This is a genomic window from Candidatus Villigracilis affinis, from assembly GCF_016705895.1.
Taxonomy (GTDB): Bacteria; Chloroflexota; Anaerolineae; order Anaerolineales; family Villigracilaceae; genus Villigracilis; species Villigracilis affinis.
Genome location: NZ_JADJKT010000024.1, coordinates 1 through 25057, shown reverse-complemented (window position 1 = coordinate 25057; position 25057 = coordinate 1). Strand labels below are relative to the sequence as shown.

At 49.5% G+C, this 25057-nt stretch carries 29 protein-coding genes; 17 read left to right on the top strand and 12 right to left on the bottom strand.

What is annotated here, in order from left to right:
- The first annotated feature begins 76 nt into the window (after nt 1-76).
- The 3 genes from speD (at nt 77) to IPI86_RS10270 (ending at nt 4330) form a co-directional block, all read left to right on the top strand.
- Nucleotides 77-460, top strand: coding sequence for an adenosylmethionine decarboxylase (speD, locus tag IPI86_RS10280; protein ID WP_345297917.1), 384 nt, complete (start codon nt 77-79; stop codon nt 458-460).
- Nucleotides 461-468: 8 nt separating this feature from the next.
- Nucleotides 469-1296: a polyamine aminopropyltransferase gene (gene speE / locus IPI86_RS10275; protein WP_345297916.1), complete on the top strand. Its 828-nt coding sequence runs from the start codon at nt 469-471 to the stop codon at nt 1294-1296.
- Nucleotides 1297-1369: 73 nt separating this feature from the next.
- Nucleotides 1370-4330 (top strand): TIR domain-containing protein, encoded by a 2961-nt coding sequence (locus IPI86_RS10270; RefSeq protein ID WP_345297915.1) that lies wholly within the window; start codon nt 1370-1372, stop codon nt 4328-4330.
- Between the two features lies 1 nt (nt 4331).
- Here the strand turns inward: IPI86_RS10270 and IPI86_RS10265 are convergent, their stop codons facing one another.
- The 6 genes from IPI86_RS10265 to pdhA all read right to left on the bottom strand — a co-directional run bounded on the left by IPI86_RS10265 (nt 4332) and on the right by pdhA (nt 10349).
- On the bottom strand, nt 4332-5081 hold the full coding sequence (locus IPI86_RS10265) for an MBL fold metallo-hydrolase (RefSeq protein WP_345297914.1): 750 nt from the start codon (nt 5079-5081) through the stop codon (nt 4332-4334).
- 62 nt (nt 5082-5143) lie between these two features.
- A complete protein-coding gene (locus IPI86_RS10260) occupies nt 5144-5497 on the bottom strand; it encodes a DUF4260 domain-containing protein (RefSeq protein ID WP_345297913.1) in 354 nt (117 codons plus the stop codon).
- 13 nt (nt 5498-5510) lie between these two features.
- Complete coding sequence (locus IPI86_RS10255) at nt 5511-6899, bottom strand: pyridoxal-dependent decarboxylase (RefSeq protein ID WP_345297912.1); 1389 nt, start codon at nt 6897-6899, stop codon at nt 5511-5513.
- A 167-nt stretch (nt 6900-7066) separates the two neighbouring features.
- On the bottom strand, nt 7067-8326 hold the full coding sequence (locus IPI86_RS10250; RefSeq protein ID WP_345297911.1) for a dihydrolipoamide acetyltransferase family protein: 1260 nt from the start codon (nt 8324-8326) through the stop codon (nt 7067-7069).
- Nucleotides 8326-9300, bottom strand: a complete 975-nt coding sequence (locus IPI86_RS10245; protein WP_345297910.1) for an alpha-ketoacid dehydrogenase subunit beta — start codon at nt 9298-9300, stop codon at nt 8326-8328. Before IPI86_RS10245 ends, IPI86_RS10250 begins: the two co-directional genes overlap by 1 nt.
- A gap of 92 nt (nt 9301-9392) precedes the next feature.
- A complete protein-coding gene (pdhA, locus tag IPI86_RS10240) occupies nt 9393-10349 on the bottom strand; it encodes a pyruvate dehydrogenase (acetyl-transferring) E1 component subunit alpha (protein ID WP_345297909.1) in 957 nt (318 codons plus the stop codon).
- 265 nt (nt 10350-10614) lie between these two features.
- Between pdhA and IPI86_RS10235 the strand changes: the two genes are divergently transcribed.
- The 4 genes from IPI86_RS10235 (at nt 10615) to IPI86_RS10220 (ending at nt 12744) form a co-directional block, all read left to right on the top strand.
- Complete coding sequence (locus IPI86_RS10235; RefSeq protein ID WP_345297908.1) at nt 10615-10785, top strand: hypothetical protein; 171 nt, start codon at nt 10615-10617, stop codon at nt 10783-10785.
- A 107-nt stretch (nt 10786-10892) separates the two neighbouring features.
- A complete protein-coding gene (locus tag IPI86_RS10230; protein ID WP_345297907.1) occupies nt 10893-11828 on the top strand; it encodes a HEAT repeat domain-containing protein in 936 nt (311 codons plus the stop codon).
- Nucleotide 11829: 1 nt separating this feature from the next.
- The gene (locus tag IPI86_RS10225; protein WP_345297906.1) at nt 11830-11988 is read left to right on the top strand and encodes a hypothetical protein; all 159 of its coding nucleotides are present in this window, start codon (nt 11830-11832) and stop codon (nt 11986-11988) included.
- Between the two features lie 60 nt (nt 11989-12048).
- Nucleotides 12049-12744 carry a hypothetical protein gene (locus IPI86_RS10220; RefSeq protein ID WP_345297905.1) on the top strand — a complete coding sequence of 232 codons (696 nt, stop codon included), beginning with the start codon at nt 12049-12051 and terminating at the stop codon, nt 12742-12744.
- A 4-nt stretch (nt 12745-12748) separates the two neighbouring features.
- Here IPI86_RS10220 and IPI86_RS10215 read toward each other — a convergent pair whose 3' ends face one another.
- From IPI86_RS10215 to IPI86_RS10190, 6 genes are all read right to left on the bottom strand, one after another.
- Nucleotides 12749-12916 (bottom strand): hypothetical protein, encoded by a 168-nt coding sequence (locus IPI86_RS10215; RefSeq protein WP_345297904.1) that lies wholly within the window; start codon nt 12914-12916, stop codon nt 12749-12751.
- On the bottom strand, nt 12879-13430 hold the full coding sequence (locus IPI86_RS10210) for an amino acid ABC transporter permease (protein WP_345297903.1): 552 nt from the start codon (nt 13428-13430) through the stop codon (nt 12879-12881). Before IPI86_RS10210 ends, IPI86_RS10215 begins: the two co-directional genes overlap by 38 nt.
- A complete protein-coding gene (locus IPI86_RS10205) occupies nt 13427-14200 on the bottom strand; it encodes an amino acid ABC transporter ATP-binding protein (RefSeq protein ID WP_345297902.1) in 774 nt (257 codons plus the stop codon). The genes IPI86_RS10210 and IPI86_RS10205 overlap by 4 nt, the downstream gene beginning before the upstream one ends.
- A gap of 13 nt (nt 14201-14213) precedes the next feature.
- Nucleotides 14214-14858, bottom strand: coding sequence for an amino acid ABC transporter permease (locus tag IPI86_RS10200; RefSeq protein ID WP_345297901.1), 645 nt, complete (start codon nt 14856-14858; stop codon nt 14214-14216).
- A 44-nt stretch (nt 14859-14902) separates the two neighbouring features.
- Complete coding sequence (locus IPI86_RS10195; RefSeq protein WP_345297900.1) at nt 14903-15700, bottom strand: transporter substrate-binding domain-containing protein; 798 nt, start codon at nt 15698-15700, stop codon at nt 14903-14905.
- A 356-nt stretch (nt 15701-16056) separates the two neighbouring features.
- Entirely contained in the window at nt 16057-16845 is a 789-nt protein-coding gene (locus IPI86_RS10190; RefSeq protein ID WP_345297899.1) for a hypothetical protein, read from the bottom strand.
- 265 nt (nt 16846-17110) lie between these two features.
- Between IPI86_RS10190 and IPI86_RS10185 the strand changes: the two genes are divergently transcribed.
- The 10 genes from IPI86_RS10185 to IPI86_RS10140 all read left to right on the top strand — a co-directional run.
- Nucleotides 17111-17365 (top strand): NAD-dependent epimerase/dehydratase family protein, encoded by a 255-nt coding sequence (locus IPI86_RS10185; RefSeq protein ID WP_345297898.1) that lies wholly within the window; start codon nt 17111-17113, stop codon nt 17363-17365.
- Complete coding sequence (locus tag IPI86_RS10180) at nt 17362-17961, top strand: hypothetical protein (protein ID WP_345297897.1); 600 nt, start codon at nt 17362-17364, stop codon at nt 17959-17961. Before IPI86_RS10185 ends, IPI86_RS10180 begins: the two co-directional genes overlap by 4 nt.
- Before the next feature lie 246 nt (nt 17962-18207).
- Nucleotides 18208-19122, top strand: coding sequence for a hypothetical protein (locus tag IPI86_RS10175; protein WP_345297896.1), 915 nt, complete (start codon nt 18208-18210; stop codon nt 19120-19122).
- A 180-nt stretch (nt 19123-19302) separates the two neighbouring features.
- Nucleotides 19303-19650 (top strand): hypothetical protein, encoded by a 348-nt coding sequence (locus tag IPI86_RS10170; protein ID WP_345297895.1) that lies wholly within the window; start codon nt 19303-19305, stop codon nt 19648-19650.
- Nucleotides 19650-19991 (top strand): hypothetical protein, encoded by a 342-nt coding sequence (locus IPI86_RS10165; protein ID WP_345297894.1) that lies wholly within the window; start codon nt 19650-19652, stop codon nt 19989-19991. The genes IPI86_RS10170 and IPI86_RS10165 overlap by 1 nt, the downstream gene beginning before the upstream one ends.
- A 385-nt stretch (nt 19992-20376) precedes the next feature.
- Nucleotides 20377-20913, top strand: a complete 537-nt coding sequence (locus IPI86_RS10160; RefSeq protein ID WP_345297893.1) for an AAA family ATPase — start codon at nt 20377-20379, stop codon at nt 20911-20913.
- 266 nt (nt 20914-21179) lie between these two features.
- Nucleotides 21180-21842 (top strand): Type 1 glutamine amidotransferase-like domain-containing protein, encoded by a 663-nt coding sequence (locus tag IPI86_RS10155; protein WP_345297892.1) that lies wholly within the window; start codon nt 21180-21182, stop codon nt 21840-21842.
- 477 nt (nt 21843-22319) lie between these two features.
- Nucleotides 22320-22616 carry a hypothetical protein gene (locus IPI86_RS10150; protein WP_345297891.1) on the top strand — a complete coding sequence of 99 codons (297 nt, stop codon included), beginning with the start codon at nt 22320-22322 and terminating at the stop codon, nt 22614-22616.
- Nucleotides 22617-22638: 22 nt separating this feature from the next.
- On the top strand, nt 22639-23082 hold the full coding sequence (locus IPI86_RS10145) for a hypothetical protein (protein WP_345297890.1): 444 nt from the start codon (nt 22639-22641) through the stop codon (nt 23080-23082).
- Nucleotides 23083-24482: 1400 nt separating this feature from the next.
- Nucleotides 24483-25057, top strand: a 575-nt coding sequence (locus IPI86_RS10140; protein WP_345297889.1) for a vitamin K epoxide reductase family protein, incomplete at its 3' end; no start/stop codon positions are given.

Sequence of the window (25057 nt, the reverse complement as noted above, 5' to 3'; positions counted from 1 at the left end):
ATCTTGCGGATCGTTTTGAAATGGAAAAGATAGTGTTCCCAGTAGGTTCTTTCATTTTTTAACCTTGGAGGTGTGAGTGAACGCGACTTTGAAATTGGGAGAGCATTTTATTTTTGATCTCTCCGACTGCAACCATGAGATTCTCATGGATAGCGAGCGAGCTTATTCGCTGTTTGCGCAGGCCGTACGTGAAAGTGGCCTGACGGTTGTGGATGAGGGCTTTTACAAGTTCAGCCCGCATGGCTTTACCTGTTTTTTGCTTCTCGCAGAGTCGCATGCAAGTTTGCATGCATGGCCTGAACATAATTACTGCGCGATCGATCTGTTTACCTGTGCCATTGGTATGGATATGATGCCATTGTTGATGCGCATCAAACGTGCATTTGGCGCAGACGATTTCTCGATGCGTAAATTGGACCGCGAGGCATCGGTTGAAACGAAACTGCCGATCGCAGTGTAGGAACTTGAATGAGTATTTGGTTTACTGAAGAATTACACCCGTATTATCGCAAGGGGATCCGTATTAAGAATATCCTTGCAGATGAACAGACTCAGTTTCAACATTTACAGATCGTTGAAACTGAGTTTTTCGGCAAGGCCATGATCCTTGATGGCATCATCCAGCTCACCGAGCGCGACAACATTGGCTATCATGAGATGATCGTGCATGTACCCATGCTCGCAGTTGGAAAGCCAAAGAGAGTCCTTATCGTAGGCGGTGGTGACGGCGGCTCGTTGCAGCAGGTATTGCGATATCCCTCCGTCGAAGAGGCCGTCGTCTGTGAGTTGGATCAGCGTGTCGTGGATCTCTCACGCGAACACTTCGCCTCTTTCGGCGACCCGTGGGCTGATCCTCGTGCCACATTATTAGTCCGCGACGCTTTTGGTTTTCTCGAAGAAAACCCCGGTCAATTTGACGTCATTATCTCGGATACGACCGATCCCATCGGCATGGCAGAGAGACTATTCTCAGATGAGTTCTACAAGCTCATGGTGCGCGCGTTGACTCCCAACGGAGCCGCTGCCACCCAATGCGAGCAGCCCTTTTTCGACACGGAACTGATCAAAACAATTTATCAATCCGCGAAGGCATTGACGAAGAATCCAGCATATTACTATGCCAATATCCCAACCTATCCCGGCGGGGGAATTGGCTTCATGTATGTATCGAACACGCCATGGGAAAACGGGTTGAAAACCCCGTTCCCACCTGGGATAAATAATTATATTAATCCTGAAGTGCACAAGGCGGCCTTTGCCCTGCCAGAGTTTTTCAGGAAAGAACTGTACGGATAGTCAGAACCTCCGAGTTATTAATAGCTCGGAGGTTTTTGTTTTCAAAGGTTATAATCGTCGCCTGAGGCATTTTATGAACAAACTTATCGTTTCCTACTCACGAAAAGATTCCACCGTTGCGCGTAAGCTGATCGATACATTAAAAAAGATTGAATTCGACGTCTGGGTCGATTGGGAAGACATCCCGCCCGCTGTAGGTTGGCTGGAAGAGATCCTGCGTGGAATTGAAGAATCAGATGTATTTGTCTTCCTGATCAGTCCCGATTCGGTCGCATCTGAGGTTTGTAATGTAGAAATTGGGCATGCAGCTAAGAATAACAAACGCATCATTCCGATTGTTCTCCGCGATGTTGACCCGAAGACAGTCAATCCGATCGTCCGTGACCTGAATTGGATCTTCATTCGCGAGCAGGATGACTTCAATGAAGGACTGGAGAAGATAAAGGTCGCAATTACGCTTGATATTGAGTGGGTTCAGGAGCATCGCCGCTTGCAAGTCCGGGCGTTGGAATGGGAGCGAAAAAAAGACCCCAGCCTGCTTTTGCGTGGAAACGACTTGCGCAGCGCCCGTCGTATGCTGGCCTCTGCTGAAAAGAATGACCCCAAGCCTTCCAATCTCCAATTGGTCTATATTGATTTCAGTTATCGGAATGAAACACGAAGAACTACGCTCTGGGTCGCGGCAGCTACTGCACTGCTGATTATGATCGTCCTGTCTGTCACTGCGGTATATCAATCGCGAAAAGCCTCCGCAAATGAAAAACTGGCTCAGGAACAAAAGATATTGGCGCAAAAGAATGAAAAACTTGCCCAAAAGAACGCTGAGATCGCGCAGGAAAACGCCGATGCTGCCATAAAAAATCAGGAGATCGCTGAAAAAAACCAGGTCATTGCTGAGGCGCAACGCAGTGCCGCGCGTGCGCAGATCTACCAATCGAAGGTGGGCGGACTTTATATCAGCACCCTGCTTGCCCTGGATTCGATGAGACGCAGCCCGTCGCAGGAAGCCGAGGATATTCTTCGCAAGAATATCTCACTGCTTCCTGTACCGATCGCGCAAATGGAGCAATCGGACATTATCAACGCGCTGGAGATCAGCCCGTCTGGAGATTCATTCGTCACTGCAAGTGCAGACGGTACAGCTTGTGTGTGGGAACTTCAAGATGGGAAAATGCGCTTTTGTGTGGACAGCCCCGACGCGGTGGAAGATGCGGCTTTTAGTCCCGATGGAAAGATCATTGCAACCGGTGATGTGTCCGGTGAAGTGATGATCGTCGATGCGCAGACCGGCGAATTGCAGGATACGTTCAATTACAACATTCCGATTTGGGATGTCAATATCAGCCCGGATGGAAAATCGCTCGCAGTGGCCCGTGACGATGGCCGCATCACTTTTATTGCGTTGGCGACTCGCAAGTTTGAATTTGAGCTTCTGACATTTGGCGGTTTGTACGTGACCGCATTCAGCCCAAATGGAACGTGGATCGCAGCTGGTAGTAACGAGGGGACCATCACGTTTTGGAATTTGCGTGATGGGAGGGTATTGACCGGTCCGTCACACAGGGGCGAGGTATTTGAGATCGCCTTCAGCCCGGATAGCAGCAAGCTGATCTCCGGCGGCTCGGATAGTTTTGCGTTCATGACCCAGGTAAGCAATGGTGCGAAACTGTTTCAAATAACCAATGAAGATTGGGTGGAGGATCTCACTTTCAGCCCGGATGGCAAATGGTTTGTCACCGTTTCCGATGATCAAAGAATCAGGATATGGGATACCGCCACCGGCAAGGAAAAGATCCGTATGTTGCAGGATAGTTTCCTGAGCAGCGTGGAGATCAGCCCGAATGGTCAATGGCTTGCCACCACGGGCTACGATAAGACCGTGCGGGTTTGGAATGCCGCCACTGGCGCAGAGATGTTCCAGATCCCGATTAACGGGGATGGCAACGTGCTTGCGTTTAGCAAGGATGGAAAATATCTCATCTCTGGGGATCAGATCGGTGAAATTCACGTCTGGGATATTTCCGCATTGCCCGCTTCGACAAATTATTTTCAACTGGAATCGGTTGCATCAAACGTTCAATACAGCCCATCAGGCGACTGGATCGCCGTATCTGACGAAAAACAGGTCTGGTTGCTGAACAAGAATCAGATAGCCACCCAAAGCGGAATCGTGCAAGGCCCCCCGATCCTTTCATTCGACGCCTTCATCGAAGAGATCATCGTCAGCCCGGACTCGAAATGGATCGGTGTCACTACGGATGAAGGGGAGGTGGTGCTATACAATGTTGCCGCCAGATCGAAGAGAACGGTCGAAAAATTTGAGAATGTGCCAGCGATTGTCTTTTCATCTGATAGCACTCGTTTGATCACAGGGGATTTCGACGGTTATGTTCAGGCATGGGACGTGACGAACGGTGAATTGCTCCTGGACCTGCTCTCGAATGAAACGGAAATAATGTCTCTGGCCAGTGCTGCAGATCAACTGGCTGTGGGTTTGCAGGACAAGCTGTTGATCCTCGATGTGCAGACAGGTGACACCATTGCTGTAATCGACTCTCCGGGAGATCATCAGCTTATGGCTTTTAGTCAGGGTGGTTCCCTGCTTGCGGCAAATAATACATCGGGACAGATCTATATCTGGCAGAAACAGGGAGATGTTTTTTATCTGCTTCGCAATATCCCCAGCGAACAGGCCACTTCGATGATCTTCAACCCACACGGCGACCGTCTTTTGGTGGGAGCGCTGAACAATGTCTTCGTGATCGACCCATTTACCGGCGGCGAGATTACGCGGATCCGCCACAAGGATACCGTCAGCGGGATGTCCTATTCAGTGGATGGAAATACGCTGGCGACTTCATCCCTCAAAGCCATCCAGTTTTGGGATATGCAAAAAATGTCTCAATTTCAGAGAGATGACCTGATCAAAGCCGCCTGCAATCGCCTCACCCAGAATTTCGATGCCGCCCAGTGGACCACCTTCTTTGGCGAGGAGCCTTACCAGGTGTTATGCGAGAACTTGCCCGTGCCATGATCTATTCGATCACTGGGTGCTCGTTGAAGAACTCAGGATACATGTGGCTGTTGGAGACAAGAACTTCCGGATGTGATTTCATGAAAGCGCGCAGTGCCGGGTCGTGCGGACCGAGCACAAGTTTGATCAACCACTTTGGCGTCTCGTTGTCGTAAACTGCGCCTGCATCTGCCGCGTGGAAGAACCAGCCTGTGGATGTTTTGATGGCCACACCGCAATGTCCGCGCGAATGGCCAAAGAGGGGGATTAGATATATCTCGGGTTCAAAGGGCAGGCGGATGGCGTCGAATTCGTACCATTTTGAATCGACCTGATCGTATAAAACGAATTCAGGTTTGTGGGCAATATAGCGGGGAATGTAGGCAAATTCAGTAAATTGACGTATCCTCCCCTCCGTGAATGCATGATATTCACCCCGATATACATGGACTCTTGCTTTTGGAAAGTCAGCCAGCCCGCTGCAGTGGTCAAAGTGCATGTGGGTGAGGATGATGTTTTTTACGTCGTTGGGATCGAATCCCATTTTCTTGATCTGATTGAAAGCAGCTTCGGCTGGGTTGAAAGGCACAATGGTGATAATGCGGAACATCCGCGTCATCCAGGTTGGGTTATGGTAATCATCGAGGCCGAGTCCAGTATCGACGAGGGTCAGCCCCTTGTTTGTGTCGATTAACAGGCAAACCATTCCCGTTTTCAAGGTGCTGGGCCAGCGGGCATTGCACGTAAAACAATTGAGCATACGAATGGTCATGCACTTAGTGTAGCAAAAAGCGGGTCACGATTCAATCGTGACCCGCTTTGGTTAATGCATACTTATGCTTTGCCGATTATGCCCAGATGCGTATGTTGAAATGAATCGGGATATTTCAAACCGTATCCCAGAATCCGATCCATGCTGGAGTGGCCGAAGAGGATCAGGCCTGCCAGTTGCAGAGGTTGGTTTGCGAGCATCATTCCCATCACAAATACAGAAATTCCGACCGCCTTGTGATGGATAAAGTTATACGTTGCAGCACCAATCTGTGGGCTGACGATATATCCGATCATGCTCAAGTCTGGCGTGAAGATCAGTACGGGATACCACCACCAGGCAAAATCCAGTTTTGTGAAAAGGAATATGCTCAGGGCGAACATAAAGGCTTCTTCGAGTTTCAGTAAATTTTTCATTTTTTTATCCTTCTCATTTATAGCATTCTGTCATTGCCTGCCAGGCGATATCCAGATCTGCTTCTTCGGTGCGCCAATTGCTGAAAGCGGCGCGGATGGCTGGAACACCCTGGTAAACAGTCGGCGTCATGAACACGCGTCCATCGTCCCGTAGGCGGGTTAGGAAAGTTTTGACCCTTTCTGCATTCAAATCGCCATTCAATGTGAAGCAGGCTACATTGAGCCGAACAGGAGCAACCAGATGGAACATGTTGCTGGCTTCGATCATTTCTCCCAACTTTTGAGCCATCAAACAATTTCTTTCCACAATATCCTGATACCCAGCAAGGCCATAGGCATTCAGGCTGAACCAGGCTGGGAGGGCACGCATGCGTCGGGAGTTCTCTGGCGCAAGGTGGATGAAGTCTACAGGTTCGGCAATTTCACCGAGATAGGCTCCGCTGTTTTGAAAAACTGAAATTTGAAGATCGCGGTGTTTGGTAAAGATCATGGCCGAATCGTAGGGGACATTCAACCACTTATGGGCGTCGATGGTGATGCTGTCGGCGCTGTTGATGCCATTTAATAAGTGCGCATATTTCGGTGAGCAGGCCGCGAAGCCGCCGAAGGCGGCATCCACATGCAGCCAGAATTTGAATTCGGATTTGAGTTGAGAGATCTCTTGCAAGTCGTCGAAGTCGACCGTGTTCACAGTGCCTGCATTCGCAATGACAATGCATGGCTCGCCTTTCAATTCCGCGAGGGCGATTTTCAGCGCGGAGATATTCATGGCTTCGCGATTTCCATTCAGTTTCGAGATCACCTTCATGTTGCCCCGTCCGATGCCCAGCATGGCCAAGGCTTTGAATGAACTGCTGTGGGCTTCGCTGCTCAACACCTTGATCGGTGCAATGGTATGCAAGCCTTCCTGTGAAATATTTTTATTGAATTGTCTGCCGACCCATTCACGCGCCATGGCCAGCCCTGCAAAATTGGACATGGTTGCGCCAGAGGTGAATGCTCCTGAAAAGTTTTCAGACAGCCCGAACAACTGTCGCAGCATGTGAATGGTTTCCATCTCGATATTCGGCGCGACGGAATTTGCGGCGTGACTTAAGTTCAAGTCGTAGACACTGGTCAGCCAATCGCCCATGAGGGAGGCAGGAGTCGTCCCGCCTGTGACCAGACCCCAAAAGCGTGGACCGTTGCTTGCGGGCATGTGGTTTCCGTAGCGTTCAAGGAAAAGATCCAAGGTTTTCGCTGCTCCCAAACCTTCATGGGAGATCTCGAGGTTTTCCTTTTTTGAAAAAACTGTTGCAGGAGGGCGTTCATTGATCTCATTGAGATATGGTTCAGATGCTTGCTTCGTCTGTTCGAGCAGGGAGGATAAATGGATCAGGTCATTTTTAAGTTGTTTATGCATGGTTACCTCATAAAAAGTAGGCCACGTTTCAAGCGTGACCCGCAGAATTTTACACCAATATCATGATAGGGTTTTCCGGTGATGATGAGTAACACAATCGCAACCGCCAGGTTTGTTATTATAAAAAAACTGCGGAAGTTTATATAAACTTCCGCAGTTTGCTTTTCTTACACCAACATTCTGATTGGATTTTCGAGGAACCCTGCCAGCGCTTGCATGAATTGAGCGGCTTCAGCTCCATCGCTGACTCGGTGATCCACCGAAATTGTCGCTTTCATTCGCCAGCCTGCTTTGACCTGTCCATTTTCAACAACAGGCACTTCTCTTGCAGAGGAAATCGCCAGGATCGCGGCTTCGGGCGGGTTGACGATGGCGATGAAATCTTCAACATCGTACATGCCGAGGTTGGAAGTGGAGAAGGTCGAGCCATCCACATCCTCGGGCTTGACCTTGCCATCGCGGGCGCGGCCTGCCATGGCTTTGACTTCGCCTGATATCTGGCGCAATGCCTTTTGATCGGTGTCTTTGACGACGACGGTCATCAAGCCGCCGGGGACGGTGACTGCCACGCCGACATTGACATGTCCGAATTGGATGATCTCATTGCCTTTGATGGTGGCGTTGAGGTTGGGGAACTGACGCAAGGTGAGAGCCACGGCCTTGAGAATGAAATCATTTACGGAGACTTTTTCATTCTCTGGCAGGTATGCGTTGATTTGCTTGCGCATATCCATAACGGCTTCCATCTTGTATTCGTGCGTGACGTAGAAGTGCGGGATGGTCTGCTTGGATTCGACGAGGCGGCGGCCGATGGCTTGGCGCAATTTTGTGGTGGGGATGACCTTGTCTTCTGTGGAGATTGGTAATTGGTAATTGGTAATTGGGGTTGCAGGCTGTTTACTGCTTACTGACGACTGCCCACTGGATAACGCAGTTTCAATGTCCTTGCGGACAATACGTCCGCCGGGGCCAGTGCCTTTTACGTTGGACAAGTCCACTTTTTGATCGCGGGCGATCTTTTTAGCGAGGGGAGAGGCTTTGACTGCGGATGACTGATTATCGACAGCGGGTGATGATTCAGGGGAGGCAGTGCTGCTCGGAGCAGAAGCAGTTGTCGGCGCAGATTGAGGCGCGGCTTCGGTCTTCGGTCCGCTGTTTGCGGTCGCCGCAGGCGCATCCACTTTTTCACCGGCAGCACCTACAACGGCGATCGGCGCATTGACGGGAACCATCGTGCCTTGATCGACGATGAGTTGCAGCACAACGCCGCTTGCAGAAGATTCAACTTCGACGGTGGCTTTGTCGGTTTCGATTTCGGCGAGCACGTCGCCTTTGTTGATATTCTCGCCGACCTGTTTCACCCAGCGGACGAGCAATCCTTCGGCCATGTCAAAGCCGAGTTTGGGCATGGAAATTGTTTCGGCCATTATTTCATAACCTCCTTTGCCGCCGCGACGATATCCGCAACTTGGGGAAGCGCGGCTTGTTCGAGGGTGCGGTTGTAGGGGAGCGGAACTTCTTTTTGCGCAACGCGAATGATGGGCGCATCGACGTAATCGAAGGCTTCTTCGTAGATGCGGCTGACGATTTCGGAGCCGACACCGTAAGACTTCCAGCCTTCTTCGACGACGATGGCGCGATTGGTTTTCTTGAATGATTCGAGCACGGGTTCCATGTCGAGCGGGCGCAGGGTGCGCAGGTCAACGATCTCAGCTTCGATGCCTTGCTTGCTGAGTTCGTCGGCGGCCTTCACAGAAAGCTCAAGACCCTTGCAGTAGGTGACGATGGTGAGGTCTTTGCCTGCGCGCTGTACTTTGGATTTTCCGATCGGGATGGTGTATTCGCCTTCGGGCACTTCGCCGCGGACTTGATACATGGTGGCGTGTTCGATGAAGAGAATCGGATCATTCGAACGGATGGCTGATTTGAGCAATCCTTTGGCATCTTCCGGCGTTCCAGGGCTGACGACTTTCAGGCCGGGGAAATGCGCGAAGACTGCGTCGGGTGTTTGCGAGTGTGTTGCGCCAAGCTGACGCCCGCCGCCGCCGACGGCACGAATGACCATCGGAAGGGTGAACTGTCCGCCAAACATGTAATGTAGTTTGGGCGCTTGATTGACGATGTAATCCATTGCCGAGAAACCAAAGTTGATGGTCATGAGTTCTGCAACGGGGCGTTGACCCACCATTGCCGCGCCAATTGCACCGCCGATGATGGCATTTTCCGCGATCGGTGTGTCTTTGACACGTGCCGCGCCGTATTTATCGTAAAAGCCTTTGGTCACGGCATACGTGCCGCCCCAAACGCCGACCTCTTCGCCCATGATAAAAACAGAAGGGTCGCGGTCCATTTCTTCCATTAAAGCTTGCGAGATCGCCTCGCGCATTGTGATTTTTGCCATTGTTTCCTCTTCGAGAGAGAATAGAGATTAGACGAATGGAGATTAGTTACTATGCAAAGAAACTACTCTCTATTCTCTATTTATCTATTCTCTTAATCGGCGTAAATATCCGTGTATAACTCGTCCAATGTCGGCTCGGGGCTGGCTTCTGCAAACTCAACAGCCTTGTTCACTTCATCTTCTGCGCGAGCCTCGATCTCATCCAAAACCTTGCGGGTGGCGATCTTTTTATCGAGCAGATACTTGTTGAAAATACCGATGGGGTCGTTTTCCTGCCACTGCTTCACTTCTTCGGCTTTGCGGTAGCGTTCGGGGTCGCCCATGGAGTGACCACGGAAACGGTAGGTATCGATCTCGAGCAGGTATGGCTGGCCTTCCTTGCGGACGAATTCCAGCGCTTCTTTGGCAGCTTCGTAAACCTTCATCACATCCATGCCGTCCACCTGGCCGTTCTTCATGCCGTAGCCTTCGGCCTTCTGGCGAATTTCGGTCACAGCCGAGGCGCGGTCTACTGATGTGCCCATACCGTATTGGTTGTTTTCACAAACCCACAACACGCGCAGTCCCCAAGTCTTGGCAAGGTTCAATGCTTCATGAAAATAGCCGATGTTGGTTGCGCCGTCACCGAACATGCAGATGGTGATGTTGTCGTTGCCCGCGTACTGGTCACCCAGCGCGAAGCCCGAAGCAATGGGGAGGTGACCGCCGACGATGGCATGTCCGCCCCACATGTTCTTGGAAGTGTCGGCCATGTGCATTGAGCCGCCCTTGCCCTTCGACATGCCCGTGGCCTTGCCGAGCAATTCTGCCATCACTTCATTGGTGGAAATGCCGCAATTGATCGCCACACCGTGGTCACGGTAGGCGGTGATCACGCGGTCACGAGGTTCGCGAGCCGCGATCAGCCCTGTCGAAACGGCTTCCTGCCCGATGTACAAATGCATGAAACCGCCGATTTTGCCCTGTTGGTACAACTCCGCGCCGCGTTCTTCCGCGCGACGGATGAGCACCATCTGGTAATAAAGGTCTAACTGTTGTTCTTTCTTCATTATTTGGGAACTCCGATAAGGTTAATCGTGCGCCGAAACGCACAGAAAATTATTGTAATGCTTACGAAAACAACACCAAAAGTCCGCTGGCGTTATGATTCCCGCAAACCGAATCGGGGATTATATCAGAGAAAAATTAGCCGATTTCGGGCCTGAGAGTTTTTGCGAGACTGAAGCCGGTTTTCAAATTAATATTGACTTAATTTTCAAGTATGCTATAAATATATTGTCCGCCAGAAAGTTCGTATTTATCAAAGGAGAAAAGATGAAACTTTCACCCCCTAAAGTAGTGACTTATTGGATCGCAGTGGCCTTTGGCGTTCTTGGTTTGCTTGCCGAGCTTGGTATTCTAAGTATTATTCCGATTGCGAGTTTCTGGCTTTTGTTCATTGGTTTTGTGATTCTGGCTCTCAGCCTTTTAATCAAAGGCGTCTAGTTTTATCCACTGGCGGATGCATAACTCCCTGCGGCAACGCAGGGAGTTATGCATTAAAATAAACATATGGATTGGCTCACAGGCTCGAAACAGGGAGAAGCAAAAAGTTGATTTCGCAGCTTGCGGATTCAACGAAACGTGACGCCGCCGCTCAAAGCCTGATGAAACTCGGCACCGATGCCGTGCCGGCCCTGATGGAGGCGCTTCAGACTCAAGACTTGAGCCTGCTTCTGATCTATCAACATGTCCTCGCCCGAATATCCTCTGCCCAACCCCAACTGACAAAAGCCCTTGCCAGCGCGCATCCCGTCATTCGCGGACGGATCATCGAGATCTTTGGAATCAGCAAAGACAAGGCGCTGATTCCCGTCCTGCTGGATGCGTTGAAGAGCGAATATTTTACGGTGCGGTCAAAGGCTCTTTTGGCCCTCGCAGCCATCGGCGATGAGAGAACCGTTCCCGATCTGCTGCCTTTGCTCAAAGACCCCGAAGATGAAGTCCGTATTGCCGCATGTGCCGCCATTGGAAAATTCCGCGATCCCTCCACTTTTGATGAGATCACAAATGTGTTGTTGGATGACCTGAAAATCGAAGTGCGCCAGGCTGCGGCAAAAGCTCTAGGTGAGACCAAACATCCCGCTGCAATTCCCTTTCTTATGGAAGCATTGCGTGATTCCTTTTGGTGGTATGAAAAGGAACAGGCTGTTTCCGTTCTTTTGACTGCCATCGAGAATATGGGCGAAACGGTAGTGGAGCCGCTGATCGATGCGCTTGCCGACAAGGAAGGCACTGTTCGCAAGTTTGCGGCGATGATCCTTTCGAAGCTGGGCGATATCCGCGCCATCGAAGAACTGGGGATGGCATTGTATGACCTTCACCATGAGGTTGGGGAAGCCGCCGCCGAAGCGTTGACAAAATTTGGTTCACAAGCCGTGGACATCTTGATCGAATCACTCAGTCACCCCCTGAGGCGGCAATTCGTGAGCATGCGGTTGTTGCATTGGGAAAATTCAAGATGTGCGGGTTGCGCCTGTTCTGATTGAAATGCTTCGTGACCCTGACCGGGACGTACAAAAGAATGCCATGTTCTCCCTTGTCAATTTGCGTGATGAACGCGCCATCCCTGCCTTGCGAGAAATTGCGGAGAATCGCGCTGACAGGGAAATGTCCATGCTGGCGAAACAATTATTAAGTTCGTCCTGAGTTTATGTTATTGCAAGGTACGCCCTCGCAATGATTTTTGATTTTATCGGTAGGTGACAAATGAAACGCATTCACACATTGCTGGCTGTGCAATCTGTTGTCGCGATTTTGGTCTCCATCAACCGCCTCGGCCCGTGGACGCTGGGCCATGTTTTGCCGAATGAATTTCTCCGCTGGGTGGATTTCAACAACATGCTCGTCCTGCCGCTGATCAGCCTGGTGGCGTTTTATCTCCTCAAAAAGACAATTGAATACGATTCTCCTTCGCGTGAATCGCGGGCGCATCTGGCGATCAACCTGACCTTTATCGTCGGCATCTATCTACTCGCTGCAAGTTACGGCGATCATGAGGTGACGAATTATCTGCACGTCCGCTTTTGCCTCGATGATCCCTCGAGTGACCTGTGCCGCATCGTCATTTTCAACGACGACGAATTCAGTCACTGGATCTTCTTTACTGGCTTTGTGATGATGAATGCGGCTCTGCTGTTCCTGCAAAACTTATTTCCCCATCGTGAAAAAATAGAAAGCATGGACATTGCCCTGCTTTTGGTCAATTCTCTATTTCTCGGTGCTGGCCTGCTCACAAAACTCGGTTTCGGAGAGATCGGCATGGATTTCTACATCGTTTCCACGCTGGCCGCGTTTTCAGCCTATCTGCTTTGGAAACGCGGCAGACAGCCGTTGTTCATTTACTATACCTCGGCCCATTGGCTGGGACTGATCGGCAGCTTGATCGCCCAGTTCGTGCGCTAACGGATTACGCCTTCTTCCCTTCCATTTCGAAGCCTGGGATGCGGGTAGCTCTTTCAATCCAGCGTAGAACTGCGTCGAGCAGATAGACCATCGCTAGATAGACCAGCGCAACGGCGAGGTAGGTGCCGATGGGGTCATAGGTCTGAGCGGCGATGGATTTTGCTTTTGCCATCAACTCCAGGCACTGCGATCAAGAATACAACCGCAGTGGATTTCAATAATGACACAGGTTCATTCGACCATGCTGGGATGGCAAGCCTCAGTGCCTGCGGCAGGATAATATGCCAGATGGTTTTGATGCGCGACATGCCGATGGAACGTCCCGCCATCATTTGACCATCGCCAATCGCGAGAATGGAGCCGCGCAGATATTCCGCTTGATAGGCTCCGCTATTCAGGCCGAGGGCCAGAAATGCGGAGAGTTCCCGCGAGAAGGTCACGCCGAGCCCGGGCAGGCCGTAGTAAATAAGGAATAATTGCATCAACAGGGGAGTGCCGCGGAATAATTCAATGTAGCTCACTGCCACGCCGCGCCAAAACTTGTTTCCATAGGTGCGCGCCAAAGATGCGAGCAGACCCAATACAAACCCTGCCGCCAATCCTTCGGCGGTGAGTAATACCGTCACCCCTGCGCCTTTCAGCATATCTGGCAGAAAGCGGACGAAGAATTCAAAAAAGGCGGTCATTCTTTTGCACCTTTTCTTTTCCTTCTTGCCGTATAACTCGGTGATCTTCCACAGGAATTCACGGGTGCGGTCATGTTTGGGGTGATAGAAAAGGTCATCGGGAGAACCTTCTTCCACGACGCTGCCTTTTCCATGAAGACGATTCGGTCTGCGACTTCGCGGGCGAATCCCATTTCGTGGGTGACGACCAGCATGGTCATGCGGTCGCGTGCCAGTTGAGCCATCACGCCGAGGACTTCGCCGATGAGTTCGGGGTCGAGTGCGGAGGTGGGCTCATCGAAGAGCATCACGCTGGGGTCCATGGCCAGCGCCCGTGCAATTGCCACACGCTGCTGCTGTCCGCCGGAGAGTTGACCGGGGTAATGGTCGGCGCGGTCTTCGAGACCGACACGCTTGAGTTCTTCCATCGCTTTTTGCCGAGCCTGGGCTTTGGGCATCTTTTTTACTTTTAGGAGTCCGATCATTACATTGTCGAGCGCGGTGAGGTGATTGAAGAGCAGAAAATTTTGAAAGACCATGCCGATGTGTTGACGAACTTCATCCTGGTTGTACCCTTTGGCTGTGATCTCTTTACCATCGAGAAAAACCTGGCCGCCTTCGTTGGATGTCAGCAGGTTGATGCAGCGCAGCAGGGTGCTTTTGCCTGTGCCGCTTGGGCCGATAATCACAATGGTCTCGCCTTCGTTGACCTTGAGATTGATATCCTTGAAGATAATATTCTTGCCGTAAATTTTGGTCAGGTTGCGCGTTTCGAGAATGGGATTGCTCATGTGTTTCTCTCTATCATGGCTGGGTGGGGAGTTTTGTTCGTTCGGCTAAATAGTCGAGGGCGCGATTTGTCGCGAAGACCAAAACAAAATAGATAAGAGCAGCTATCCCGTAGGCAAGAAACGGTTGTTGAGTCGTCGCGGATAACTGTTGGGCGCGGCGCAGAATCTCAGGAACGCCGAGGGCGTACACGAGCGAGGAATCCTTCAATACGATGGAGGCTTCGTTCGACCACGGCGGGATTGCGAGACGCAAGGCTTGCGGCAGGATGATGTTCTGGATGGCTTGCAGACGACTCATGCCGATGGCGCGTGCCGCGGTCATTTGACCTCCGCCGACTGCCAGCAATGCCCCGCGCAGAATCTCCATTTGATAGGCGCTGCTGACAATGCCCAGTGATAATGAGCCTGCCCAAAACGGGGAGAGGTTGAAGGATCTGCTTGAAAGCATGAAATATAAAATGAATAACAATACGATGGGCGGCACACCGCGCATCAGCAGGCTGAAGATCGCGGCAAGACGATTTAATATTTTGCCCCCGTAGGTATGGACCAACGCCATGGACAAGCCCAAGATTAGGCCGAATGGCAGGGCAATCAGTGTCACCGCAATGGTGATGGCTGTGCCTTGAATAATGTAGGAGAAAATATTGCTCAGCATTGGATTCAACAGGGGCAGGGTTTCAGCCCTGCCCCTGTTTGGTTTTATTCGGTGAAGTATTTCACTGCGAGGTCATTAATGAAATCTTCGTCTTGCAATTGCTTGAGGATCTCATTGATGGCCTGTTGAAGTTCTTTATCGTCATTGGGGATGACAATGTTCATAGGGCCGCTGGAGAGCACACCGTGATAGACGATGGTGAGGCCGCCGAGTTGCGCAACGAGGGCTTGCGCGGGAATGTAATCGGACATCATCACTTCGATGCGGCCATTCTGCAGGTCGAGCATGGCCTGGTCAACGCGGTCATAGCGGAAGAGATTTTCTTCGGGGAGTTTGCCTGTGGCAACGAGGGTGTCTGTGAACCAGCCATCCTGGGTGGTGCCGGTTTGCACGCCGACCTTGAAATTGGCGACGTCTTCCGGGTTGGCGATCGTGCCTGCAAAGCCTTCGGCTACGGTGAACGCATCTTCTGAGGTGTAGTAGGCATCGGAGAAGTCGATGGTTTGGTCGCGTTCTTCGCTGTAGTTGAAGGCTGAGATGGAGGCGTCGATCTTGCCTTCCTGTACAGCGGCAATCAGGCTGTCGAAGGGCATGTCGACCCATTCAATTTTTACGCCGAGGCGTTTGGCGATCTCTGTCATCAGGTCGATATCGAACCCGATCTTGTTGCCGCTGGCATCCACCGATTCAAAGGGTGGATAATCTGCAGAGGTGCCGACCTTGATCACTCCTGCCTGTTTGATGGCTTCCAGATGATTGGCGGCTGTGGATCCGCCTCCACACGCGCTGAGAACGAGGCTTGCGGCAACGAGTAACGAAACAAAAAAACCGATGCGCTTCATACATTTTCCTTTCAATACGATTGTTGGAATTCAAGAAACACCCAATGGATTAGGCTAGTTTGAATATAGAGTTAAGTTGTATGACAAACAAGTGAGCAATGTCATAAATTGTATTGTTCTCTATCATGCGAGATTGAAAATGTGTATTGTGGGGGAAGTTGGTGAAGTTGGGGATAATTTTTTGATACGAGTTTTAACGCAAAGACGCAGGGACGCAAAGAAATATAATTAACCTGAATTGCCACCTTGTTGTTTGAAAACTCCCTCACCCTGCCCTCTCCCAACGGGAGAGGGCAGGGTGAGGGCACCGACGGGAAACCGTGATAATCAATTGGGAAGGTGGCAACTTGGGTTATTTATGGCTGTGGCGTTTGAACTGGAATCGTGGGGTTGATCTCTTGAATGGTGAGGTCGGAGAAGGATACGATGGTGCCTGTGTCTCCGGCGGAGTTGACGAAGACGCCGATGGTGCCGCTGGGGTAGTTTGTATCGCTGATGCTGAATTGGTAGCGGCCATTCAGGAACAGGCGCATTTCTGTGCCGACCGCCCAAACCCCAATGCGGACTTCGCCCGGGGCGCCGGGGGGAGCGTCGCCGCTGGGGAGGGGAGATTGCAGAAGCTGGCGTGTGCCTACGCTGACCCGTTCTGCGCTGACGGTGCTGTTGCAGGTCAGTGCGATGCGGTAGTACGCGACTGCGTTGGCACGGATGAGCAGGCCATAGCTATCGTCGCCGCGGCAGAGATTGGTGCGGGCGGTGATCTCGGCGTAGTAATCGTCGAGAGTGAGGTCGCGGCGCAGGCTGAGCATGTACACGCTGCTTTGTGAAGCGAGGACGAGTTGATTGTTTTCTATGGCGGCGCTGGCCTGGTCTGAGGCGGCGGTGTCCCAGCTTTCTTCATTGGAAAAGTTGTCGGTGAGGAAGACCTTGCCGAGGCCGGGGCGCATTTCTGGGGTGGGCGGGTAGGTGGAAAATGCCTGGGCGGAGGGAGTGATCGATGGCGGGAACCAGACGATGGTCGGCGTTGGAATCGGGGTTTCCGTCGGCATCTGCGGTGTGGGGGTGGTGAGCATCGCATCGACTACTGCGCATGAACTGGTGAACATCAGCATGGCAAGGGCAGTGATATACAGGAATTTTTTCACGGGAAATTGATAATGTAAAAACATCATGGGGAATTTATGACAGGGAAATTTTGATTGTGGCGTAAAATAATACAACTTCATTCTAGCATAATAAGGAGTTGACCATGAGCGAGAAGCAGGTGCTTATCACCGGCGCGTGCGGTGAAATTGGACAGGCGTTGGTGCAGGGGCTGGCGGCGAGGGGCGGATATCGAATCGTCACTGCGGATTTTATGCCATTCCGGATTCGATCAAACATTTATCGGCAGAACATGTGCAGGGGGATTTGGTTTACAAGATCAAGACCTTTTATGATTACGATTTCGATATCATCTTCCATCTGGCGGCTTCACTTTCTTCGAAGGCCGAGGTGGCGACGGAGGAGGCGCACCGCATTAATGTGGAAGGTACGATGCAGTTGTTGATGCTGGCCGCGTATCGTTCGGAGAAATATGGAAAGGCCGTGAAGTTTTTGTTCCCGAGTTCGATCGCGGCTTATGGAATGCCAACGCTGGATGCCAAGAAAAAGCGGGTCTTGTGAAAGAGGAAGAGTGGGATTATCCGCACACGATGTATGGCTGTAATAAATTGTATTGTGAAAAACTGGGGATGTATTACGGTAAATTTTTCGGTCAAAAACATTTGGATGAAAACCCCCCGGTCATGCTGGACTTTCGGGCGATCCGCTTCCCGGGCTTGATCAGCGCTTTTACATTGCCGAGCGGCGGCACCAGCGATTATGGTCCCGAGATGCTGCATGCATCGGCACAGGGAAAGCCGTATGCCTGTTTCGTACGTGCCGATACGAAGATCTCTTTCATGGCGATGCCTGATGCGATCAAGTCTTTGCTGGTATTGATGGATGTGCCGCGCGAGAAACTTTCCAATACGGTGTACAACATCGCCGCTTTTGCGCTGACCGCAGAGGAATTCCGCCAGCGGGCGTTGAAGGCCTTCCCCGATGCGAAGATCACTTTCGATCCCAATCCGCGCCGACAGGGGATCGTGGATTCGTGGCCTGAAGATGTGGATGATGCCCGCGCCCGCAAGGATTGGAACTGGACGCCGGATTACGACGTTGATAAGTTTTTCGATGAATATTTTCTGCCTGAGATCCGCAAGAGGTATGGGAAGTAGGAGTAAAATGCGGTATATAGGGTTTATACAGCACGCTGTATAACACCCTAGTTGGGTGCTTTCCTGCAAAATATAGGTAAATTATTCATGGCAGATAATATTTCTCCATTACTCAATGAGAAGACATAACTATTCTTGCGGAGAAAAGTTTAAGTCGCGAAAGTATTCCATTGCCAGACGGAGAATATTCAAGGTCACAATTGCTTCACAATTAATTGAATGGATACCATATTTTGAGTGTCATAAATGCGGACGCTTTTCATATTGCAAATTTGCTCAACCCCACCCAGCCAATCCCAGCGAGCAATAGATATTCAATGCGGAGTTGCGGTAACCGCAATAGATAATTTATTAAAGGCTTCGTGGGACAAGTTGCAAGTCTATTCTTCAGAACAATTACAGAAATACTTTGCTGGTCTCTTTCATTTTTCACAATTTGTCCTTGATGTAGAAATTAGTATTGGGCGATTTATAAGTTCTGAACATCTTGACTGGGCAGGAAATGAATTAGCCAGAAAAGAGTTTGGGTTTATTTCTCACTTTCGGGTTCATTTAGATAAATTTGCATCAGAGTTTAGAGAATTACAAGACTTTGGTACAACAGGCAGATGGATTATTGTTGAGGGTGACGCAGAAAAGGCGTTTATTGAACGGCTTGGTGAACTTAGATTCAACACAATATATGTAAGTGGAGTAGAAAAATACGGAGGAAAAACCAATGCAACATCAACAAGGTTTAAGCTATATGTAGAAAGTCTTAAAAGCAGAGGCTATTTAGTTTCAATACAAGGTGACAGAGATAACAGTACCAAAAACCGTCTTGAACAAATTGCAAATGATGGACTTGTTGAAAAAGAATTAATATTTCCCTTTTCAAAAGACTTTGAAGGCGGTTTCCCGCCATCGGTGCTCCACAAGGCATTAAATCTCACGGGTTATGACGTTTCTTTAGAATGGTTAGCCGATAAAATGTCGCAACCGTCTCACCCGCCAATTATAGGAATAGTCGAGTCGAAAATCGGCAAGCAAATTAATAAAATAGAGTTAGCGAGAAGTCTGGCAAATGTAATGGAATACAATTGGAGAAATATTTTTGAAAATAATGGTGATAATGAAATTGTAAAATGGCTTACGTTTTTACGAACAGGGGACGCGCCATAAAACAAAACGCACCCAACAAAGCGTGCACCTGACGCTGGGGATTCTGCGGCACGCTTCGCGTCAAGCAGTTTTCTACGCCTTAGCATTTTTCCAGTTGGACGGCTTCGCCGTCCCCGCCCCAGCGCAGGTAACGCAAACCGTTGGCTTGCCCCTTGCATAACAGTACCAAAGAGATAATCAATGAAAAAACTCGCCTTGTCCATCATTTTAGTTCTTCTTGTCTCTTGTCAAAATGCGCCTGTTATTGATTCAACTGCTACACCTATATCCACAAATACAATTATCCCTGCTACGGCTACTAGTACAGTTACGCCAACATCTACGCTAGTTCCTCCAACAGCAACTACTACACCCTACAATAGCGATGTGAATTTTTTTCCTCTCAAAACTACTGAAGGCACTTTTGATTTTGAGTGTGTTGCAGATTTTGATAATATCATTTCCAAGCAATACATGACCCCTGATGGAACAACTGTAAAGAATTGGGTAAATTGTGATGATGGTTGTACGCAGTTCTTGCTCCTCTAATGTTAGATAATAGTAAGATGTTTTATCCCACTCTCTCAAATGGAGTTACTTCCAAAAATACGCCTTATGAAATAGACGACGCTTTTGTACATAATATGACACAAAGGATGTTGGAAATTCTAAAACTAAAGGGCAGGGCAGAAATTATTGTTGTAGGTGGTAACAATTCAGGTATGATACTACGGCATGACGACCCATATCCCGTAATTTTTGAAAAAACTGGCTGGGATAAAGCAATGATTGAGTTCGCACAAACTGGTAACCTTTCTGTATTACCAGAGATTTCAGGATTTTCAGGCAAATTGCTTTTTGGTTATAGAATTGAGCCTGCAAAGAAATAAAGAGTGGTTGTCTTCTAAATCAAAAAGCAAGCCAACAAAGCGTGCACCCGACGCTGGGGATTCTGCGTAAATCTCAAGCAGTTTTCCACGCCTTATCATTTTTCTGGTTGGACGGCTTCGCCGTCCCCGCCCTGGTTGTCGAGTTGGTGATTGAGCTTGCCGAAACCCTGTCGAGACACAGCGCAGGTAACGCAAACCGTTAGGCGTTTAGCAAAATCCATCGAAAGGTCAGATATGTACGTCATTGAGTCGAACAAATCGTAGTGACATTCTAGCCTTTCGCCAGACTGAATGTGAACACGCTATAGAAAATTTGAGAGTAGACGATTAGAAGAGGCATAAATATGTCAAATCATCCAACAAACATACCAAAGAGGTAAGGACAATGGGTAAGAGAAATTATCTTATCGAGGGAGTCTCTGGCACGGGCAAAACCTCGGTGGCTGAAGAATTGCAGCGGCGCGGTTATCACGTCCTCCACGGTGATCGGGAGTTGAAATATCGGGGCGATCCAAAGACAGGGGAACCGGTAAATGAACCTGTCCATGAGAGCGAGAGGGACAAGGCCGTATGGCAACAGGAACATCACCTTTGGGATATAGACAAAGTTAAATCCGTGATCGCTGATCACAGCAAAGCAATCTCTTTCTTCTGCGGTGGTTCGAGGAATTTTTCAAAATTCATAGATTTATTGGACGGCGTTTTTGTTCTTGAGGTCAACGACCTTGACACATTGTATCGGCGGATTGATGAGCGCGTGGCGCGAGACCCAACTGACTGGGGCGGAAAACCAGAGGAAAAAGAACTCGTTGCGCGATTGCATCGAACGAAAGAAGACATACCCAGCGGCGGCATCGTCATAGATGCAACACAGCCACTTGCCAGCGTCGTGGACGAAATCCTTCGCCATGTTCGAGCTTAGGGAGTCTTACGCAACTTAAAACGCCTAACAATGTGTGTACATGACGTGTGGGAGTTTGCGGCACGCTTCGAGTTTTTCCTGCTCCCAAACAGAATCCACGCCCGCCCCAGCACAGGTAACGCAAACCGTTGGGCGGCAGACATAGCAAAGAAAGAATTTCTGAGAAGAAATAGTATCTTCTCTTTTTTTATTGGAAACGTTGATTGTCGTACAATTCAAGCTGGATGGGTCTTTCGGGCCTCATTCCATTGGCAAGGAGCGCCATCATGAAACTTCTTCTCACTTCCGGGGGTGTCACAAACACTAGCATCCGCGATGCGCTGGTCGACCTGCTGGGCAAGCCGATCGCCGAGTGTCACGCCCTCTGCATCCCGACCGCACAGTGGGGTCACCCGATGTGCGGTCCAGCATCGGTGCGAGGCTTCATAGCCGCTGGGACCGATTTCCGATACCTGTCCGGCTTAGGCTGGGCGTCGCTCGGTGTCCTTGAGCTCACCGCACTACCCACCATCGGCGCGGAGCGATGGGTGCCCTGGCTCCAGGAGGCAGACGTGCTCCTGGTTGACGGCGGCGACGCGACGTACCTATGCCACTGGATGCGGGAGTCCGGGCTGGCCGATCTGCTGCCTTCGCTGCCCGACATGGTCTGGGTGGGAGTGAGTGCCGGAAGCATGGTGATGACGCCCCGAATCGGAGCGTACTTCGTCGAGTGGCCGTCCGCGCCGGACGACCGCACCCTGGGAGTCGTCAACTTCTCAATCTTCCCGCACCTGGACGCTTTCCCGACGAACACCCTGGCTGACGCAGAGCGGTGGGCGGCCGACATTGGCATCCCGGCCTATGCCATCGACGAACAGACAGCCATCAAGGTCGTCAATGGAACCGTCGAAGTTGTCTCTGAAGGCCATTGGAAGCAGTTTTCATCCTAACTGGATTTTGTATGCCAAACGTGCGAGGAGCGGCACAAGACTCCTTACAGCGGAAGAAGGCGAGCAAACAGTCCAATGAAAACCCAAAAGCCGCCCAACAAAGCGTGCAGCGTGCACTTGACGCTGGGGACTGTGCGGCACGCTTCGCGTCAAGCATTTTTCTGGCTTCGAGTTTTTTTTTTTAAGCAGTTGGGCAAAACGATTAAAGTATTTTCGCTTTTTCAGGGCTTATGGCGGTCATAGTAATGACATTGATGAGATTGTTCTTGCTTTAAGTTATGCGGGAGAAAACGACTTAACAATGCTTTTTGATAATTTAAGTATTCCATACAAAAAATACTCAACAAAACCGCCTCAACCCGAAGTTGGAAAAAGTTACTCAGGCGCAGATTTGCCGTTTCTTTAATTCCAGGAACGAATTGGATCGAGCAACCTGTTTGGCAAACAATTGACGCTATAACAGTATCAGTTTGGTGCATGAATAACAGTGTAAAAATTACGGTTGTAGGTCCTAAAGAGAAACACTGGCAAATAACAGAAATAGAATTTGAAAATGCAGAGAGACTTGAAACCATTTTTGATAAATATGCTCAGCGAATCATTGACCCTCCAGTAGATTCAAAAAACTGTATGTCCAAAGTACTATCCCCAGTATTGCATAGACACTGGGATTCTGCGCAAATCCCAAGCGTTTTCTACACCTTAGCATTTTTCCAGCCGGACGGCTTCGTTAAGATAAGAAGTGAAGCAAAATTTGGTCTCCTTTCTAAATGAGAATATATAATAGGTAATAGCTATGAGCAATAAAGAAAAGAATGTTCAATATAGTTGGCATTTACTTCTAATAGTTGCCTTGTTTCTATTTCTTTATGGGATTGCTGTGTATGATTACATTATGACAGTCAGTCACAATCAAGGTTATTTCGAGTATCTTCGTTACAATCAAGCCGTTATTGACTATTTTACAAATTACCCTCTAGTTCTGCTTATATTTTGGACTATAAATGTCTTTGGCGGCATAGCTACACTGTTATTAATGTTGATGAGAAAAGGGATAGCTTTTTATTTTTCAGTGGCTACTTTTGCTTCTATGTTTCTGCTAGATATCATCACATTTGGCTTTCGCAATCGTTGGAATATAATTGGGGTGAAAGCATCAGCCATTGATATTTTCATGCTGATATTGACGCTAGGTCTTTGTATTTATAATTTCTTTCTTTTCAAAAAATCATATACATGAATGCTGTGAGGCAATTTGCAGGTAATTCGAGGCAAAATGCGCCCAACAAGGCTTGCGCCTGACTCTGGTTCTGCGGCACGCTTCGCGTCAAGCGGTTTTTTAGTTGTCGAGCTTGCCGAAACCCTGTCGAGACACAGCGCAGGTAACGTAACCTGTTCTGGCTCAATCCTTTTTAATTAGGTATCCGCACATGGAGGTTTACAATGTCAGAGCAAATAAACGTTGAATTGTTGAAGGGATTCCTGGAAGCATTCAATCGACACGACTTAGATTCCATCATGGGTTATTTCGCAGATGATTGTGTCTTTTACATGCCAAGAGGCGCCAAGCCTCGCGGCGATCAGTATGTTGGAAACACGAGGTGCGCGCAGGGCTGGCAAACGTTTTGAAGGCATACCTGATGTACATTATGGAGATGATCGACACTGGATCTGCGGTGATTTCGGTGTCTCAGAATGGGCGCTGACTGGCACATCTGTGTCAGGAAACTACATCGAAGTGCGAGGGTTGACCTGCTTGAGTTCGCTCAGGGGAAGGTCATCCGTAAGGGTTCTTTCTGGAAAATAGTTGAGTGACCAGCAAGGTCAGCAAATATGCCAGACTTACGGAACAATGAAGAGGAAATATGAAACCAAGACCAACTTATGGCTGGCAAATGGTTGCTGATTTCCTCCTCGGCTTGTCAGAATAAGCCAGAGTTTATTAACCACGCTCCGCCAAAGCTTGTAGTATCCATGGATATTTTTTCCGATGATGCCCTCTTGGATAATTTTGGCTGTGATGAAATCCAGGCACCGTCGAGTTTTCTCGGTGGGCTGGAACCATCCTACCCGATCGTCATTTGCGCAAATCAATATGTACGGGTGAGGAACAGAAGAACTGGCAGCGGTTATCGAAAGTGGACAATTCTTTTACTACACCGGCGGCTTGTTCGGAAGTTACATCCGCTATATCATTTATCAAAACGGTGGATTCGTATTACTCAAGACTGAAGCAGATTTGCAGAGGCTATTTGCGCCCATTGAGTCCCTGATGAATCCCCGGGTTATGTGTTGGCCGTGAAAATCTGTCGGCATATTATGGTCTCCACTATGACTCTGCTTACGAGTACGAAGTTGACACGATTGAGGATACTTACGTCTTCGCCGACACAGACGGATACCTCGTCCATTTATTCCATGATCAGACGTTTGGCTGTGGTCCGCACTGGATAACCGAAGTGGATGTTTACGTGTCTACTGAAGGGAATATCGAAGAACGAAGCAGCAGGCAAATCTTCAGAAACCCAGACCTTGACGATCTATGTGTGGATTAATTCTGTACGAACGCCTTTGCGGTTGGCGGATGCTCTTCAAACTGTTCTAGGAAAATGCGTCCAACGAAGCGTATAAGGAGGCACTATGATTGATAAATTCATGAGAAATCCCACCACCAACTCATTGGCCGTGATTGTATTGGCCGCCTTGATCGTCAGTTGGATACTGTCGGTCATTCTCATCTCGAAAGACACGCCTGTTTCCTTTGGTAGGGGCTGGTATACAAAGTTGCTGCTTTTGTTTTCCCTGCTTGGCGTTCCCGCAGTGTTGGATTTGATTCAAACAAACGGGATCGCACTTGTGTTTGCAGTCATTACATTTTTGATTCTCGTGCTCAATATTGTTGTCCTGCTCTTGCATATTATGGGAAGGATCTCTCATCGTCTTGTTAGGGATTGGACGAAATGGGCGGTTCCGATCCTAACTGTTGGTGGAATCGCCGTAGCTGGATATTTTACCTACCTTGAAGTCACAGGCGGAACGGTGTTGTGCGGGCCATCAAGTGGATGCGATGATGTTCAAAACAGTAAATTCGCCGTTTTGTTTGACGTTGTTCCATTGGGTATGTTCGGACTGGCTGGATACATCGCCATTCTCGCCGCCTGGCTGGCGTGGCAATACGGTCCTGACGCTTTGAAGAAGACTGGCGTTTTATCCAT